Origin of the sequence: Teredinibacter waterburyi (genome assembly GCF_001922985.1) — a bacterium.
Classification (GTDB): domain Bacteria; phylum Pseudomonadota; class Gammaproteobacteria; order Pseudomonadales; family Cellvibrionaceae; genus Teredinibacter; species Teredinibacter waterburyi.
The window spans coordinates 108,544-124,508 of the sequence record NZ_MRUH01000007.1 but is presented as its reverse complement, the minus strand read 5'-3'; the positions used below and the strand labels follow the sequence as shown (position 1 = coordinate 124,508).

Genomic DNA, 15,965 nt, shown 5'->3' with positions numbered 1-15,965 from the left:
ACACCTCAGTTACACAATGGCTAAACGCCCACCTTGGCAAGCGTATTCAACAGATCTTTCTCGTCTATAGGTTTTGTCAGGTAAGCTTTAGCACCCTGACGCATACCCCATACACGGTCAGTTTCCTGATCTTTGGTGGTTACAATAATCACAGGTATATGAGTAGTTTCAGGCGCCTTGCTTAGCTGGCGAGTAGCCTGGAAGCCATTCAGGCCAGGCATCACAATATCCATTAAAATTAGATCTGGCAGCTCCGCTTTGGCGGTAACTACACCGGCCTCACCGTTGCCAGCAGTTATTACTGTGTGTCCGTTCTTTTCGAGCATACCGGTTAACTTATACGTTTCGGTAGGCGAGTCATCGACAATTAGCACTTTGGCCATAGGTCTCCCCCGGATTCATCTGGGAAATTAATTAAAGGAAGATGGTATCTAGCTTGCGCGCGCAACTTTCACATGCGCTTCGATTGCTCCGATTAATTCACCCTTACTAAAGGGCTTAGTCAGATATTGGTCCGACCCCACAATGCGCCCCTTAGCCTTATCGAAAAGACCATCTTTACTGGACAACATAATTACGGGAGTGGATTTGAATTCGCTATTGTTTTTAATAAGTGCACAGGTTTGATAACCGTCTAGACGTGGCATCATGATGTCGACAAAGATAATGTCGGGACGAGTATCTGCAATTTTAGCTAAGGCATCGAAGCCATCTGTAGCTGTTACAACTGTGCAACCAACTTTTTTGAGCAGCGTCTCGGCCGTTCGGCGGATGGTTTTACTATCGTCGATAACCATCACCTTCAGGTGCTCTAGATTGACGTCCATAAATTGCCCTTGCTAATTTAGTCTTGGAGTTAAGTTTACCGCTACAAGCCCTATCGGGGATGCCGCAACTTTTAACATAGTTTTGCAGTTTAATCCATAAACTCCTAAAAAATATAGGAATCTATGAATTCCCAGCTAACTAAACTACCAACAGATTTCGGTAGTTTAATTACACCCGTACCTTTTATAATCGCTCATGATTATCAGTTTCGCCAATCCATAATTCAATAAATTGAGGATACGACCTTGACTAACAAGCTCTCGATAGGTGTGGTCATGGACCCCATCTCCGGCATCAAATTTCCGAAGGATACTACCTTAGCACTTTTGCTAGCCGCGCAAGAGCGAGGGCACAGCCTGTATTATATGGAAATTCAAGACCTCTATTTGTCTGATGGAAAATCACGCGCCAGCATGTACCCTTTAACTGTAGCTGATGATGCTCAGCATTGGTTTGATTTAGGTGTACAAGTTGACAAACCCATTGCCGAGCTCGATGCCGTTTTAATGCGCAAAGACCCGCCATTTGACAACCAATACATCTATGCAACCTACATTCTCGAAAGTGCCGAGCGCGAGGGCTGCCTGATCATCAACAAGCCGCAAAGTTTGCGCGACTGCAACGAAAAGGTTTTTGCCACCCAGTTCCCACAATGCTGTCCGCCGGTACTAGTCGCTCGCGATTCGAGCAAGCTAAAAGCCTTCCATCAAGAACACGGCGATGTAATTTTCAAACCACTTGACGGCATGGGCGGAAGTGGAATTTTCCGCTGCAAGCACGACGACCCCAACGTATCCGTTATATTGGAAACGCTAACACTTGCAAACACTAGTTTTATTATGGCGCAGAAATTCATACCTGCCATAACTGAGGGCGATAAACGTGTATTAGTTGTGAATGGCGAAGCGATTCCCTACGCTTTGGCACGAATACCCGCAAAGGGTGAGACTCGCGGCAACCTTGCAGCCGGTGGCAGCGGCCGCCCCCAGCCTCTTAGCGAAAGAGATCAATGGATTGTCGCGCAAATAGCACCCAGCTTAGTCGAAAAGGGCTTAATGTTTGTCGGGCTCGACATTATTGGTGACTATTTAACAGAGATTAATGTCACCAGCCCAACCTGCGTCAAAGAAATCGATAAAGCTTACGACACGCGCATCGGCGAAAAGCTCATACTCGCAATCGAATCACTCAAGTAATGCTGATGCAGCACAAGCCAAACCACTCATTAACACGGCCACAAAACCATCCAAATGACTTATAGCGAAAACGTAGATACTGGCGACCGCCTCAGCTTCACTATATTTATTGCAGCGGCTTTGCATGCGATGCTGATCTTTGGCGTGTCTTTCTCTCTCGGCAGCGGCAATAAAATAGCACCAACGCTAAACGTCACCGTGGCGACTCATCGCTCCAAAGAAGCCCCAGATAAGGCCGATTTTTTAGCTCAATACGACCAGGTCGGCAGCGGCACAGAAGATGAGATCAAAGAAATTACTACACGCGACCCTGCTCAATTTGACGACCTCAATATTCACGACATCAACCCGATAACACAGCAACAGGCCCGCCACAAGGCAGAAAACCGCAGCCGCGTCGTTACAGGCACAACCAGCCAGCGGCAGGTACTTCAGCCAGCGGATAGCCCGCAAGTTGATAATCAACAAGAACAGCCAGGCGACGAACTCGAGGCTATTCTCACCAACCCAGAAATTGCTAGCCTTAAAGCCAAGATAGACCGACAGATGCAAGCACTCGCAAATAAACCGCGCATTCGGCGCCTTACATCGCTTTCCACCAAAGCCTCTGAAGATGCAGCCTACCTCAACAGCTGGGCACAAAAAGTTGAACGAATCGGTAACGAAAACTTCCCTGAAGAGGCGTTACGCAAAGAGATTTTTGGCACCCTGCGTCTCGCGGTGCTGATCAATGCCAACGGTACACTTGCCGATGTCGAGATATTGCAATCGTCCGGGTATGACCTGCTGGATGAAGCGGCCCTACAAATTGTGCGTTTGGCTTCGCCCTTCGACCGCTTCCCTAGTGAGATTCGCAAACACAGCGATCAAATCGAAATAATCCGCACCTGGCAATTTGAAATTACCGGCCTTAGAACCGCTCTCTAGGCCACGTTTGAACCTCGATCGCCGAGTAGCTTATTTCTACATTTTCAAGCTTGTTTTATTTCTACAGAACCGCATACTAGAGCTATGACTGACTCGATAAGCTTTGACTTCGGTCATCTCGGCGGGTTACGAGACCAATTCTTAGTGGCTATGCCCGGCTTGACTGACCCCATATTCTCCCGCTCTGTGACCTATATCTGCGATCACAGTGATCAGGGAGCAATGGGCATTGTTATCAACCAGCCCTTGGAGCTTTCCCTAGGAGATGTGTTTGAGCAACTCCAGATCGACTACCACCCGTCATTAGGCCGCCACCCAGTACTTGCCGGCGGCCCAGTTAATACCCAGCGAGGTTTTGTCTTGCACCGCAACCACGGCGAGTGGGATGCATCACTGCAAATCACACCAGAAATCAGCCTCACCGCATCTCGCGATATTGTCCAAGCCATCGCCACAAATCGCGGCCCACACAATGCTCAATTTTCGCTAGGCTATGCCGGCTGGAGCCCTGGACAACTTGAAGACGAGATCGCCAATAACGCCTGGCTCACACTCCCCGCGGATACCAGTATTATTTTCGACACTCCAATCGAAGAGCGCTGGGCAGCGGCAACCAAACAACTAGGTGTCGACATGAACCTCATCTCAACTATTGCTGGGCACGCTTGATTTGAGCGACATCAGCAACTCCCCACTACCGGCTACCTTTACCGCACTCGCCTTCGACTTTGGTACCCATAATATTGGCGTAGCCGTGGGTCAGGCGATTACCCGCAGCGCCAGCGAACTACCTGCACTAAAAGCGAAGGACGGCATCCCCAACTGGGATAAACTCGGCGAATTACTTAACGAATGGCAACCTCATCTAGTCGTGGTTGGCTTGCCGCTGAACATGGATGGTAGCGAACAAGAACTCACTCGGCGCGCGCGCAAGTTTGGCAATCGAATCCAGGGGATGTTTGGTTACAAAGTTGAGTTTTTTGACGAGCGTCTAACCACACGAGCAGCCAAGGAAGACGCTTTGGCCCAGGGCCATCGCGGCAATTTTCGCGACAAGCCGATTGACTCGATTGCCGCGAAGCTGATTTTTGAAAGTTGGTTAAACGCTTACTAGCGACAGCTTAAAAGCGTTTGGTACGATTACTCTCATCGTCCTGAATGGTCAACTCATCGGCCGCATTGGACAGATATTCGGCGTCAGATTCCGAACCTAACTTGATCATCAAGCGCAAGTCATTAGGTGAATCTGCATGAGAGAGCGCATCTTCATAGGTAATTTCACCAGAATCGTACAGGTCGTAGAGCGCCTGATCGAAGGTTTGCATACCAAGCTCTGTCGACTTCTTCATCAACTCCTTCAGCTCATGAACCATCCCTTTGCGCACCATATCTTGCGCCAAGGGGGTATTTAAAAATACCTCCAAACAAGCGCGACGCCCTAGGCCGTCTGGCGTGGGGATTAGTTGCTGCGCCACAATTGCACGCAAATTCAAAGACAAGTCCATCCACAGCTGGGAATGGCGATCGGCGGGGAAGAAGTGAATAATGCGATCGAGCGCTTGGTTGGCATTGTTAGCGTGTAAGGTTGCCAAACACAGGTGCCCAGTTTCCGCAAAAGCAATCGCGTGATCCATAGTTTCGCGCGAACGCACCTCGCCAATTAAAATAACATCGGGCGCCTGTCGTAAGGTGTTTTTCAGCGCCACTTCGAACGAGTCGGTATCGATCCCCACTTCGCGCTGAGTGATCACGCAACCTTGGTGCTGATGAATAAATTCAATCGGGTCTTCGATGGAAATGATATGCCCTTTGGAATTGCGGTTACGATGGCCGATCATAGAGGCTAACGATGTCGACTTACCCGTGCCGGTCGCGCCGACAAACAACACCAAGCCACGCTTGAGCATCGCCAACTCTTTAATGACTTCAGGTAAACCCAGATCGTCGATTTTAGGAATATTGGTTTCAATTCTACGCAACACCATACCCGCAAGGTTGCGCTGGTAAAACGCGCTCGCACGAAAGCGACCAATACCGCGAGCACTAATAGCAAAGTTAAGTTCTTTGCTTTCCATAAATTCCTTGCGCTGTTTTTCATTCATAACGCTAAGAACGGTTTCCCGAGATTTTTCAGGCGACATAGGCGTTGAAGTAACTGGCAAAATCTTGCCGTGTAACTTCATAGAAGGAGGAACGCCAGCGGTAATAAATAAATCCGACGCACCTTTTTCCACCATCAATGACAGAAGTCGATCTAAATCCATGGATAACCCTCAGAGCTACTCTTTTTTAGTGGAACCAAATTAGTGTTCAATTGAATCACTAGCGCTAAGCCTGTTAAAAATTATCAGGCATTTTGGCTTTTTCACGCGCAACATCCCGCGTCACAATACGCCGTTCTACCAAATCTGCCAAACACTGATCCATAGTCTGCATCCCAACGGACGCACCAGTCTGAATAGCCGAGTACATCTGCGCCACTTTGTCTTCTCGAATCAGGTTGCGAATTGCCGAGGTACCGCGCATGATTTCGTGAGCCGCAACGCGGCCTCCACCATTTTTTTTCAGCAATGTTTGCGAAATTACCGCTTCTAGGGACTCAGACAACATTGAGCGCACCATCGCTTTTTCATTTGCAGGAAAAACGTCCACAACACGATCGATCGTCTTTGCGGCTGAGGTGGTGTGCAATGTACCAAATACCAAGTGACCGGTTTCGGCAGCCGTTAACGCTAAGCGAATGGTTTCCAAATCACGCAGCTCACCCACTAGGATAATATCGGGATCTTCACGCAGCGCCGAGCGCAAGGCTTCGGCAAAGCCGTGGGTATCGCGATGGACTTCGCGCTGGTTAACCAAACATTTTTTACTTTCGTGCACGAATTCGATAGGGTCTTCAATGGTCAATACGTGGTGGTATTTGTTTTCATTAATGTAATCAATCATCGCCGCCAAAGTAGTCGATTTACCAGAACCTGTTGGCCCAGTTACCAACACCAAGCCACGCGCTACTGAGGAGCAATCACGAAACACTTGTCCCATCCCCAACTCTTCCATGGTTAACACCTTGGAAGGAATGGTACGAAACACAGCACCAGAGCCTCGATTTTGGTTAAACGCGTTAACACGAAAGCGAGCAACGCCTGGAACTTCGAACGAAAAGTCGGTTTCCAGAAACTCTTCGTAGTCCTTACGCTGCTTATCATTCATAATTTCGTAGATAAGGCCGTGTACCTGCTTGTGATCCATTGGCGGCAGGTTGATACGACGCACATCGCCATCCACACGAATCATCGGCGGCAAACCGGCCGAAAGGTGTAAATCCGAAGCGCCCTGTTTGGCGGAAAACGCGAGTAATTCGGTAATATCCATAAGCAAACCCTGAGATAAAATGTCGTTCTTTGAGGTGTCGTTTAAATAAACCAGTGAAGTTGGTGCCAAGCACCCTTACTAATCAGATTAATCTCTTAAGTATATGCACAAGATGCGAGACAAGATAACCGAAGTTACCACACGAATTACAAATGCAGCATTAAGCGCCAACAGAAATCCAGCAGAGATCACACTCTTGGCCGTGAGCAAGCGCCAAACTGAGCAAAAAATCGCCGCCGCGCACGCCGCTGGTTTACGCGATTTTGGTGAAAATTATCTGCAGGAGGCCAGTACAAAAATCAAGCGTTTACAGCTATCAGACACGCGCTGGCATTTTATCGGGCCGATCCAGAGCAACAAAACTCGGGCCATTGCCGAGCAGTTCGATTGGGTGCACTCTGTCGACCGTCTCAAGATCGCGCAACGCCTGAGCGAACAGCGCGGACAGAGTACGCCCCTAAATTTATGTCTGCAGATCAATATCGATGACGAGAGCAACAAAGCCGGGGTAAGACCTGACGAAGCGGAATCGCTAGCGTTGAAAATTGCGGCGCTACCCAACATATGCCTACGAGGCTTGATGGTGATTCCGCTCAACCCAACCACCGCTGCGAGCGAAGACTGTCCATTCATGCGCACGCGGCTTTTGTTTGAACGCTTGAAAACTCTGCCTCAGCTCGCCAATATGGACACACTTTCCATGGGCATGTCGGCAGATATAGAAACAGCGATTGCGCAGGGCGCGACAATTGTACGAGTCGGCACGGCACTATTTGGCGACCGCGATTAACCTTGGCGCCCACAGCAACCCCATTGACCAACTTTTAAGGCAAGAATCACTCTTATGTCAGATCACGAAATTCAGGACTCTAGCGCTGCAATCGCGTTTATTGGTGCCGGCAACATGGCTAGCAGTATCATCGGCGGCTTAATCGCCAATGGCTTTGCCCCCGACAATATTATTGCTAGCGATCCACACGCCGAAAGTTTGCAAGCGCTAGCAACTAAAAGCGGCATCATCGCCGCCGCCGACAATAACCAGGCCGTACAAAACGCCGAAGTGGTAATTCTTGCAGTCAAACCGCAGGTCATGGGAGCTGTTTGCGAGGCCCTCGCCGATGCTATTCCTTCCTCGGCGTTAATTATTTCTATTGCAGCCGGGATCACCTGCGGCAGCCTAAACCAGTGGTTACGTGGCTCACGTCCAGATAACAGCACTCGGCCCTTGGTTCGCTGCATGCCCAATACGCCAGCGCTAGTGCTAGCCGGTGCCAGCGCGCTCTATGCTACCGCCGAAGTCGATATTGAGCAGCGCGCCAAAGCACAAGCCATTCTCGCCGCTGTCGGAAGTGTCGACTGGGTTTCCTCCGAAACCGACATCGATGCCGTGACCGCGGTTTCTGGCAGCGGTCCGGCGTATTTCTTCCTACTGATGGAAGCCATGATAGACTCCGGTGTCGCGCAAGGCTTAACTCGCGATACCGCCACTACCCTAGCCCTTCAAACCGCGTATGGGGCTGCGAAACTCGCTAAAAACAGCGATGTGGATGTGGCGGAGTTGCGCCGCCGCGTGACTTCACCAAATGGTACAACACACGAGGCGATAGAGTCGTTTGAAAAAAATGGATTTCGCACTATTGTCGACCAGGCAATGGTCGCGTGCGCCGACCGTTCTCGTTCGTTGGCACTTGAACTTGGTGACACAAAATAACGGTGCGAAAGTTATACCAATATCTTTGCTGCGCAAATACTTTTATCTGTGTTTGTTAGCAACAATTTAATTATTTTGTTTGTAGCGATTAAATGGTCGCTACAAACTACTCGATTTATTTATCACAGCTGAGTCACTATGAATCCATTTGCAGAAATACTCACCTACATTGTTGAAACACTGGGCACCTTGTTTTTATTGCTAGTTTTATTGCGTTTTCTTTTACAGCTAGCGCGTGCAGATTTCTACAATCAAATATCCCAGGGCATTGTTAAAATCACCAACCCGCTACTAAAGCCTGTTCGCCGAATCATTCCCGGTGTTTTCGGCATTGATATAGCGTCGCTGGTGCTAGCCTTGCTGGTTCAGCTAGTTGTCGGAGAACTAATAGCACTGATTCTGGTTCATCAAATCTATAATCCAGTCAAAATTTTGATCTGGGGGTCGCTCGGTATACTGAACATGCTGACCTATATCGCATACGGCTGCGGCATTATTATTGTGGTTAGCAGTTTTATTGCACCGTTTAGCACCAACCCCGCTATTGTGCTCGCGCGGCAACTTATGGAGCCTATCCTAGCGCCAGTACAACGAATTATTCCGCCACTGGGGGGCTTCGACTTTTCTATTCTTTTTGTCTTTATGGGTATCACTATTCTGCAAAAGCTATTGAACGCCTGCGCTTATAGTGTCGGTCTTGTACCTAAACTTATTCTCGGTTATTAATTCCGCGTAAGCTGGCCTTAAAGAGCACCTAGAAAATGTCTGATACCGCATCCGAAACAACTGCGCTACCGGAAGACTCCGTTGGTATAGTTGCGCCACAAACTTTCGAGTTTGACCAACCACTATTGCTAGCCTGCGGACGCACTCTGGATCGCTACGAATTGGTTGTGGAAACTTATGGAACCTTAAATGCAGAAGCGTCTAACGCGATTCTCATCTGTCACGCGTTATCGGGAAATCATCACGCGGCAGGCTACCACAGCACCGACGATCGCAAACCTGGTTGGTGGGAGCACTACATCGGCCCCAACAAACCGCTCGACACCAATAAATTCTTTATCGTCTGTTTAAATAATTTGGGCGGCTGCCACGGCTCTACTGGGCCGGCATCCATTAACCCAGCCACTGGCAAGGTGTGGGGTTCAGACTTCCCCAACTTGCGCGTGCGCGACTGGGTACACTCTCAAGTTCGTCTAGCCGATCGGCTCGGCATTCAAAAATGGGCGGCCGTGGTTGGCGGTAGTCTTGGCGCCATGCAGGCCATGCGCTGGGCGCTGGAATATCCTGACCGCTTGGGTCACTGTGTGGTAATTGCGTCAGCGATGAAACTCACCGCACAAAATATTGCCTTCAACCAAACCGCACGACAGGCAATTATGTCCGATCCAGACTTTTTTGACGGCGACTATTTAGAAAAAGATACGTTGCCAAAAGGTGGCTTATCCATTGCACGAATGATCGGCCACATCACCTATCTTTCTGACGATGGTATGGGGAAAAAATTCGGCCGCGATTTGCGTTCCGGCAGTTTCGAGCGAGGCCTCGAGGAACCAGTAGAGTTTCAAATTGAAAGCTACTTACGCTACCAAGGTAAAACCTTTTCGAAAAGTTTTGATGCCAACACCTATATCCTTATGACTCGCGCGCTCGATTACTTTGACTTGGCCCGCGAGTACAACGATGACCCAGCAGAGGCGTTCCGTTCCGCCAAGTGCAAGTTTTTAGTTATTTCTTTTACATCCGACTGGCGATTTGCACCCGAGCGATCGCAAGAAATCGTAACCGCCTTGATGCGTGCCGATCGCGATGTCGTCTATGGTGAAATTGAGTCAGTCTATGGCCACGACGCATTTTTGGTACCCAACCAGCAACGTTACTGGGATCTATTTTCGGCGTATATGCAGGGTATAGACGTCAGTTTAGACGGGAGCTCAAACTAATGCGTATCGACCACAAAGTCATTAAAGACTGGGTTGCACCAAACTCTCGTGTACTCGATCTTGGATGCGGCGATGGCTCGCTATTACAGCAACTCACCGCCAGCAAAAACATTCACGGCTATGGCATTGAAATAAGTTCAGAGAATATTCTCCGCTGTGTCGAGAACGGCGTAAATGTTATCGAACAGAATATCGACCAAGGTCTATCTAACTTCGACGATCAAAGTTTTGATACGGTAATCATGTCGCAAACCATTCAAACCATGCACCACCCCGACAAGGTATTAATGGAAATGCTGCGCGTCGGCCGCCAATGCATTATCACTCTACCTAATTTCGGCCACTGGAAGGCTCGCTGGTATTTGACAGTTAAGGGGCGTATGCCCGTTTCCGATTTACTGCCATTCGAATGGTACAACACCCCCAACATTCACTTTTGTACCATTCACGACTTTGACGAGCTATGTAAATCGCTTAACTTAAATATCGTAAATCGAAAAATATTGGGCACCAGTGCCAACACACGTTTTTTGCAAACGCTGAACCCAAATTTATTTGGTGTTACGGCTCTCTATCGCCTGACTAAAAAGCTTTAAATTATGTCACTATTAATAACAACACATCGCCTAGCCCTAGGTTGCGTTTTCGCCATTTGCACTGTTTTCGCAATCGCCAATTCAGCCCATGCTGAAAGTAATATTCAAGGTAGTGCTTCGTTCGAAAATTTCGATCTGCATTACAGCCTTTTCCCCAGTACATTTTTACTGCCCGAAGTGGCCGCGGTCTACAAAATAAAACGTAGCGAATACGAAACACTCATCAATGTGTCTATTTCTCACAGCGGTAAGTACGGTGGTGTTGAAGCTGACATTTCCGGCACGGTTACAAACTTGATGCAACAGCAGAAACGCCTCGAATTTATTGAGATAAAAGAAGAGAGTACGGTCTACTATATTGCTCCGATACGGATTTCTGGCGAAGAATTGGTGCATTTCAACATTAGCGCAAAAGTGCGAAGTAACGGCGACATCTTATCGACAACATTCAGTCAAAAGCTGTATCAATCAAAATAGTTAAAGAATACCTCTATGAGCCAAACAATTGTTCTCGCCAGCGGCAACCAAGGTAAGCTAAAAGAATTTCAGACATTGCTGAACAATTGCGGTTACGATATTCAACCGCAATCGAACTTCGCCGTACCGGAAGCCGACGAGACCGGCCTAACCTTTGTCGAAAACGCAATTTTGAAAGCCCGTAACGCCTGCACCCACACTGGGCTGCCATCAATTGCCGACGATTCGGGTATCGAGGTAGACGCACTCAATGGTGCTCCAGGTATTTACTCGGCACGCTTTGCTCGCGACTGGGTTGCACCGCAAGCGCTGCAAACAAGCCCTAACGATACTCGCAACAACGCTTACCTTCTTGAGCGATTAACGGGGTTGCCTCGGTCGGAACGCACCGCACGCTATCAATGTGTGTTGGTTTTTATGCAGCACGCTGAAGACCCGACACCGATAATTTGCCAAGGCAGCTGGGAAGGAATAATTTTGGAAGAGCCGCGCGGACAAAACGGTTTCGGATACGACCCGCTGTTTTATGTTCCGGAGCAAGACTGCAGCTCCGCAGAACTTAGCAAGGCATTAAAAAACAGCATTAGTCATCGTGCGATTGCGATGCAGGCGTTATTAGCGGCGCTAGGCTAACACTGGTTCAGCTCAGTTGTTACACGCTCGGCACGCCACCGATAGAGATCACTAAATTAAAATATAAAGCCAAACTGAATCGAACCTCCACGAATTTCTTCGCTCTCGCTATAGCCTAACTCAAGGGTTAGATAGCGACCGCGCAACTCCACACCGTAGGAGGTAACCGGCGCTCGTTCCCCCGCCATATCTTCGCGATAGCCAACTCGCAGATCTAGACCGGCAAGCGGCGTAACCTCCATGCCTACCGCCATTTCTTTTGTGGGCGCTTCGTTCGCCAGGGGCTCACTTTCAACCAGATCCATATCAACGCCAAAGGTAAACCAGCTATTCATATAGGCCAAACCCATACGTGGCCGCGGTGCAAGTTTTAAACGCAAGTCATTTGCGGTATCAAATTCTTTTTTAATAATATCTTTTACCGCCAAACCGATACGGTAGTTTTCGAACAGCTCTAAGGCCACACCAATATCGGCATTGCCAGTCAGGTGAGTGAGTTCAGATTCAGATAGATCGGCGTCGCGATCGGTAAAAGTTACATTTTCTCGATAGGCATCAACACGCAATAACTTAGGCGTAACACCCACGGCTAGGCCCTGCCCCCAAACATCAAAGCGCTTCGACATGGCAACGCCCCACTCGCTCATGATTAAACCGCCGGCTTGGCCGCTAGATTCAATTCTGTCGTTGGGGTCGATTAAATTTCCGTTAGCGTCGATCAAGTCCGGCGGTAAATCGGCTGGGTCCCCACCGGAAGCGATTAAATCGAGCGCATCAATATAACGATCGATAAGATCGAGATCACTTTGCGGAATAGTCGATGAGCCAGCGCCAAGGGTGCGAACACCAAAGAAAAAGCCGCCGCCCTGAAACTTGGAGGGCTCACTTACCGACATACCGATAAAGCCGTCGACCACATAATCCTGATTCCCTAGATCGCCAAGCGCGTCGCGCAGTTCGCGCGCGCCATTAGCAATAGCCGTCGCATTGGCAACGCTGGCATCCACATTGAAGGCAACCACGGCATTCTCGATAGTCGTGTCGATATCAGCTTCAACCACATCGGCAACCTCTTCGAGGTTGTTGCTGTACTGTAAAACCAAATCGGGGAACACAAACCGGGCGTCTCGACTTTTGCTCTCGTGGGTATCGTGGAGCGCAAGTAGCGCCGGATTGTAATACTGCGCGCTATGATATTTACTTGCAGCAACCGTAGCGCCACCCATAGCTAAACCACGGGAATCAAAAATACCATAGCTCACCGCCGCCGCCGGCTCAGCTACAACTAAACCCAGCAAGACAACGGCAACGAACTGGGAAATCGAGCTGCGGCCAAGCGCGCTTTTTTGTTCGGCGTTATGGCGGTTGATAATGGTAGCGATCTTAATCATAGAAATTCCGCATGCTTTGTTAATAGACAATTCGTAATGCGCACACTTAAGTAATGCGCACTTAACTAATAAGTCGTTCAGTAACAGCCACTTATTGTTTCAAATATGGCGCTCTCGGGGTTGTTTCAATTTGTAATAACTGGACGCAGCACACATCTCACAGCTACAGTAGCCTCCACTTTAGAAAAGCTTCGCCGCCATGCCCGTAATTTCAAAGCAAACACATCTTAAGCTTAGCTGCTTACCACCATTAGCACTCTACATTCATATTCCTTGGTGCGTGCGTAAATGCCCCTATTGCGACTTTAATTCACACCAGCCTCAAGGTGAATTGCCGGTGAAGGCCTATACCGCCGCGCTTATTGAAGATTTGAGCAGTGACGCCTACCTCGCCCAAGGCCGTAAGATTAGTTCGATTTTTTTCGGCGGCGGCACCCCGTCGCTATTTCCAGCCAGCGCTATTGCCAAAATCCTACAGTCAGTAGAGCGTATTGTTGGCCTCGAAGCCGAAGCGGAAATCACCCTAGAAGCGAACCCAGGCACAGCCGAATACGATAATTTTAGCGGTTATCGCGATGCTGGCGTCACCCGCATCAGCATGGGTGTGCAAAGCTTCGATGCCCAACAACTCAAAACTTTAGGCCGGATTCACAACCCCGACGAGGTTTTCAGCGCGTTTGCCATGGCGCGTGAGGCCGGTTTTAACAATATCAATTTAGATTTGATGCACGGTTTACCAGGGCAAACGGCTACCGCTGCAATGAAAGACTTACAGCAAGCGCTAGAACTCGCACCCGAGCACCTGTCTTGGTACCAGCTCACCATTGAGACTAACACCGAGTTCTACTCTCGCCCACCAAAACTCCCCGAAGACGAACAGCTTTGGCAGATCCAAACAGAAGGCCAAACCCTACTCGCTGCAGCGGGCTACCAACAATATGAAATTTCGGCCTATGCGCGCTCAGGGCAACAGGCGCGGCACAACTTAAATTATTGGGGGTTCGGCGATTATCTAGCGATCGGCGCCGGTGCACACGGGAAGATTACGCTTCTGGATAGTGATTTGACCGGCAGCACTGCACGCCAGACGGTAAACAACGAGCAAGTCAGTCCTATTTTTCGGTTCAATAAAACCCGCCTGCCTCAACACTATTTGACCGCAGCAACAAAAGCTACTGGAGCCATTATCGGCAGCGATAAATCCCAGCGCAGCACAGCACTAGCGAACAATCCCTACACCGCACAGATGAACGCTATCGCCATTCAAGAATTGCCTTTTGAATTTATGATGAATGCACTACGCCTCAATCAAGGGGTTGAACGCGCACTCTTTCAACAGCGCACCGGATTAGCACTTAGTCAGGTGCAACCGATATTAGACTTGCTAACAACAAAGGGACTATTGGAGCAAAGCACTACGCGGATCCAACCCAGCCCGCAAGGCAGCCTGTTTCTCAACAGCTTGCTGGAATATTTTCTATAAGGTGTAACTCACGCCCTGCAACAACCTGTTTTCAGCAATCCCATTTAATGGTTATTTTCTAGTTAGAATAGTTAGTACGAAATCAAATTACCGCCGCAAAAACTCGCCGCCCCCGCAAGATTTGTTCTTGACGTATTTTGACTAGCGACTATTTAACTAGCGACTATGCTTCAAGAATAACCATTGCAGGTCATTGTCATGCAGGAAAAACCTCGCCTCACAGCCAAGTCGCAGAGCTGTAACGCCACAAACAACGCTTCGACACCTATCCACGAGACCAATAGTGTTGTCGCAAGTAGCGGTGGGACAAACCGCGCGGGGGCACAATTTAGTATCACCGCCGAACGGCTTGATGGCGATATTCGTCTCGATTCGTCAAACCCGTTGCAACAGCGAGTCAGGGATCAACAACACTTGTTTCACAGCTGCGTTATCAACGGCGAACCGCATATTGTTCACGCCCGCAACCTGCCAGAACAAGACCCAACCAGCTTCAGCACCTTAACTGCCTACGCGAAACAACAGGGCATACGCTTGCTAGCTGAACGGCGCAGCGAAATTACTCGCATTGCGGCCGACCGACGCAAGTCTTGGCTGCCAATTTTATTGCTTACAATTTCGATGAACGCCGAACCAACACTGGCAGATGCCGATAAACACGATGCGGAAACACATATCAGCGCGCAACACGGCTGGAGTAAACAACTCGATTTAATCGATACTCTAGGTCCAATTGAATCCGCAAATCACCAAGATCAGAAAGCCGATGCCTTGTGGTTTGAGCGGGCAGCAAGCGCAACCGATAAAGCTAAGATTTCCACTTCGGCAAAAAAAGCGCGGGCCATAAGCAACCGTCTGTTAAAAAATTTAAAGAAGCATTTTCGGCAAGCACCAGAGGACCCAGAAGATATTCGTGACAGCGTGCAAGAACTCGCACGCTATTACAGTCGGTTCCCCAAGGTCGTCGCATTGCTCGATTCACTTGAGGACGCCCCGTGGGAATTACATTACCAAGCTTCGACATTTAAAACAGAAGTGACCGGCACGCGCTTAAAGGTTGCGAGTGCGAAGATTTTTTTCGATCCAAACACCGGCGCCAAACTTAAATTTCACGACCGCTGCGATGAAAAGATTCAGCACTGCGTCGCTTCCCCAGCCGACGCATTACTACATGAACTGCTACACGCCAGCGATATGCTACTGAATTCAGAAGCCTTTATCGCCAGTGGCGGCATGGGTGCATTGATCTACCCGTTTGAGCACGAACATAAAACTATTCGCCGTGAAAATGCGCTCTACCACTCCATGACAGCCATCGACCAACAGCCGCGCCCGCTACGTAATGACCATACCGGTCGTTATATTATGGTGGCCTGCAGTACCTGCACGTCTTAAGAGTTCTCTA

The 15,965-nt window shown here is 49.1% G+C and carries 18 protein-coding genes; 13 read left to right on the top strand and 5 right to left on the bottom strand.

Annotated features, from left to right (window positions below):
- Positions 1-20 precede the first annotated feature (20 nt).
- Positions 21-383, bottom strand: coding sequence for a twitching motility response regulator PilH (gene pilH, locus IDZ20_RS00580; protein ID WP_188149477.1), 363 nt, complete (start codon positions 381-383; stop codon positions 21-23).
- Between the two features lie 48 nt (positions 384-431).
- A complete protein-coding gene (pilG, locus tag IDZ20_RS00575) occupies positions 432-827 on the bottom strand; it encodes a twitching motility response regulator PilG (protein ID WP_121467187.1) in 396 nt (131 codons plus the stop codon).
- Positions 828-1,073: 246 nt separating this feature from the next.
- On the opposite strand from pilG, the gene gshB reads away from it, so the two are divergent.
- The 4 genes from gshB to ruvX all read left to right on the top strand — a co-directional run bounded on the left by gshB (position 1,074) and on the right by ruvX (position 4,065).
- On the top strand, positions 1,074-2,024 hold the full coding sequence (gene gshB, locus IDZ20_RS00570; protein WP_188149476.1) for a glutathione synthase: 951 nt from the start codon (positions 1,074-1,076) through the stop codon (positions 2,022-2,024).
- Between the two features lie 54 nt (positions 2,025-2,078).
- Complete coding sequence (locus IDZ20_RS00565) at positions 2,079-2,951, top strand: energy transducer TonB (protein WP_188149475.1); 873 nt, start codon at positions 2,079-2,081, stop codon at positions 2,949-2,951.
- 84 nt (positions 2,952-3,035) lie between these two features.
- The gene (locus IDZ20_RS00560; protein ID WP_188149474.1) at positions 3,036-3,620 is read left to right on the top strand and encodes a YqgE/AlgH family protein; all 585 of its coding nucleotides are present in this window, start codon (positions 3,036-3,038) and stop codon (positions 3,618-3,620) included.
- Between the two features lies 1 nt (position 3,621).
- The gene (ruvX, locus tag IDZ20_RS00555; RefSeq protein WP_245792031.1) at positions 3,622-4,065 is read left to right on the top strand and encodes a Holliday junction resolvase RuvX; all 444 of its coding nucleotides are present in this window, start codon (positions 3,622-3,624) and stop codon (positions 4,063-4,065) included.
- Positions 4,066-4,072: 7 nt separating this feature from the next.
- On the opposite strand, the gene IDZ20_RS00550 is transcribed toward ruvX, so the two are convergent.
- Both IDZ20_RS00550 and IDZ20_RS00545 read right to left on the bottom strand, forming a co-directional pair.
- A complete protein-coding gene (locus IDZ20_RS00550; RefSeq protein ID WP_188149473.1) occupies positions 4,073-5,215 on the bottom strand; it encodes a PilT/PilU family type 4a pilus ATPase in 1,143 nt (380 codons plus the stop codon).
- Positions 5,216-5,288: 73 nt separating this feature from the next.
- Positions 5,289-6,323, bottom strand: a complete 1,035-nt coding sequence (locus IDZ20_RS00545; RefSeq protein ID WP_188149472.1) for a type IV pilus twitching motility protein PilT — start codon at positions 6,321-6,323, stop codon at positions 5,289-5,291.
- A gap of 103 nt (positions 6,324-6,426) precedes the next feature.
- Between IDZ20_RS00545 and IDZ20_RS00540 the strand changes: the two genes are divergently transcribed.
- The 7 genes from IDZ20_RS00540 to rdgB all read left to right on the top strand — a co-directional run bounded on the left by IDZ20_RS00540 (position 6,427) and on the right by rdgB (position 11,686).
- Positions 6,427-7,113: a YggS family pyridoxal phosphate-dependent enzyme gene (locus IDZ20_RS00540; protein WP_188149471.1), complete on the top strand. Its 687-nt coding sequence runs from the start codon at positions 6,427-6,429 to the stop codon at positions 7,111-7,113.
- A gap of 69 nt (positions 7,114-7,182) precedes the next feature.
- Positions 7,183-8,034 (top strand): pyrroline-5-carboxylate reductase, encoded by an 852-nt coding sequence (gene proC, locus IDZ20_RS00535; protein WP_425443398.1) that lies wholly within the window; start codon positions 7,183-7,185, stop codon positions 8,032-8,034.
- 138 nt (positions 8,035-8,172) lie between these two features.
- Entirely contained in the window at positions 8,173-8,760 is a 588-nt protein-coding gene (locus tag IDZ20_RS00530) for a YggT family protein (RefSeq protein ID WP_188149469.1), read from the top strand.
- Between the two features lie 35 nt (positions 8,761-8,795).
- Entirely contained in the window at positions 8,796-9,980 is a 1,185-nt protein-coding gene (gene metX / locus IDZ20_RS00525; protein ID WP_188149468.1) for a homoserine O-succinyltransferase MetX, read from the top strand.
- Complete coding sequence (gene metW / locus IDZ20_RS00520) at positions 9,980-10,576, top strand: methionine biosynthesis protein MetW (protein ID WP_188149467.1); 597 nt, start codon at positions 9,980-9,982, stop codon at positions 10,574-10,576. Before metX ends, metW begins: the two co-directional genes overlap by 1 nt.
- 3 nt (positions 10,577-10,579) lie before the next feature.
- Positions 10,580-11,053, top strand: a complete 474-nt coding sequence (locus IDZ20_RS00515; RefSeq protein ID WP_188149466.1) for a DUF4426 domain-containing protein — start codon at positions 10,580-10,582, stop codon at positions 11,051-11,053.
- Positions 11,054-11,068: 15 nt separating this feature from the next.
- The gene (gene rdgB / locus IDZ20_RS00510; RefSeq protein ID WP_188149465.1) at positions 11,069-11,686 is read left to right on the top strand and encodes an RdgB/HAM1 family non-canonical purine NTP pyrophosphatase; all 618 of its coding nucleotides are present in this window, start codon (positions 11,069-11,071) and stop codon (positions 11,684-11,686) included.
- 56 nt (positions 11,687-11,742) lie between these two features.
- On the opposite strand, the gene traF is transcribed toward rdgB, so the two are convergent.
- Complete coding sequence (traF, locus tag IDZ20_RS00505) at positions 11,743-13,077, bottom strand: conjugal transfer protein TraF (RefSeq protein WP_188149464.1); 1,335 nt, start codon at positions 13,075-13,077, stop codon at positions 11,743-11,745.
- A gap of 199 nt (positions 13,078-13,276) precedes the next feature.
- Here traF and hemW point away from each other — a divergent pair, with 199 nt between their 5' ends.
- Entirely contained in the window at positions 13,277-14,560 is a 1,284-nt protein-coding gene (gene hemW / locus IDZ20_RS00500; protein ID WP_188149463.1) for a radical SAM family heme chaperone HemW, read from the top strand.
- A 198-nt stretch (positions 14,561-14,758) separates the two neighbouring features.
- On the top strand, positions 14,759-15,955 hold the full coding sequence (locus tag IDZ20_RS00495; protein ID WP_188149462.1) for a hypothetical protein: 1,197 nt from the start codon (positions 14,759-14,761) through the stop codon (positions 15,953-15,955).
- The last annotated feature ends 10 nt before the right edge of the window (positions 15,956-15,965 follow it).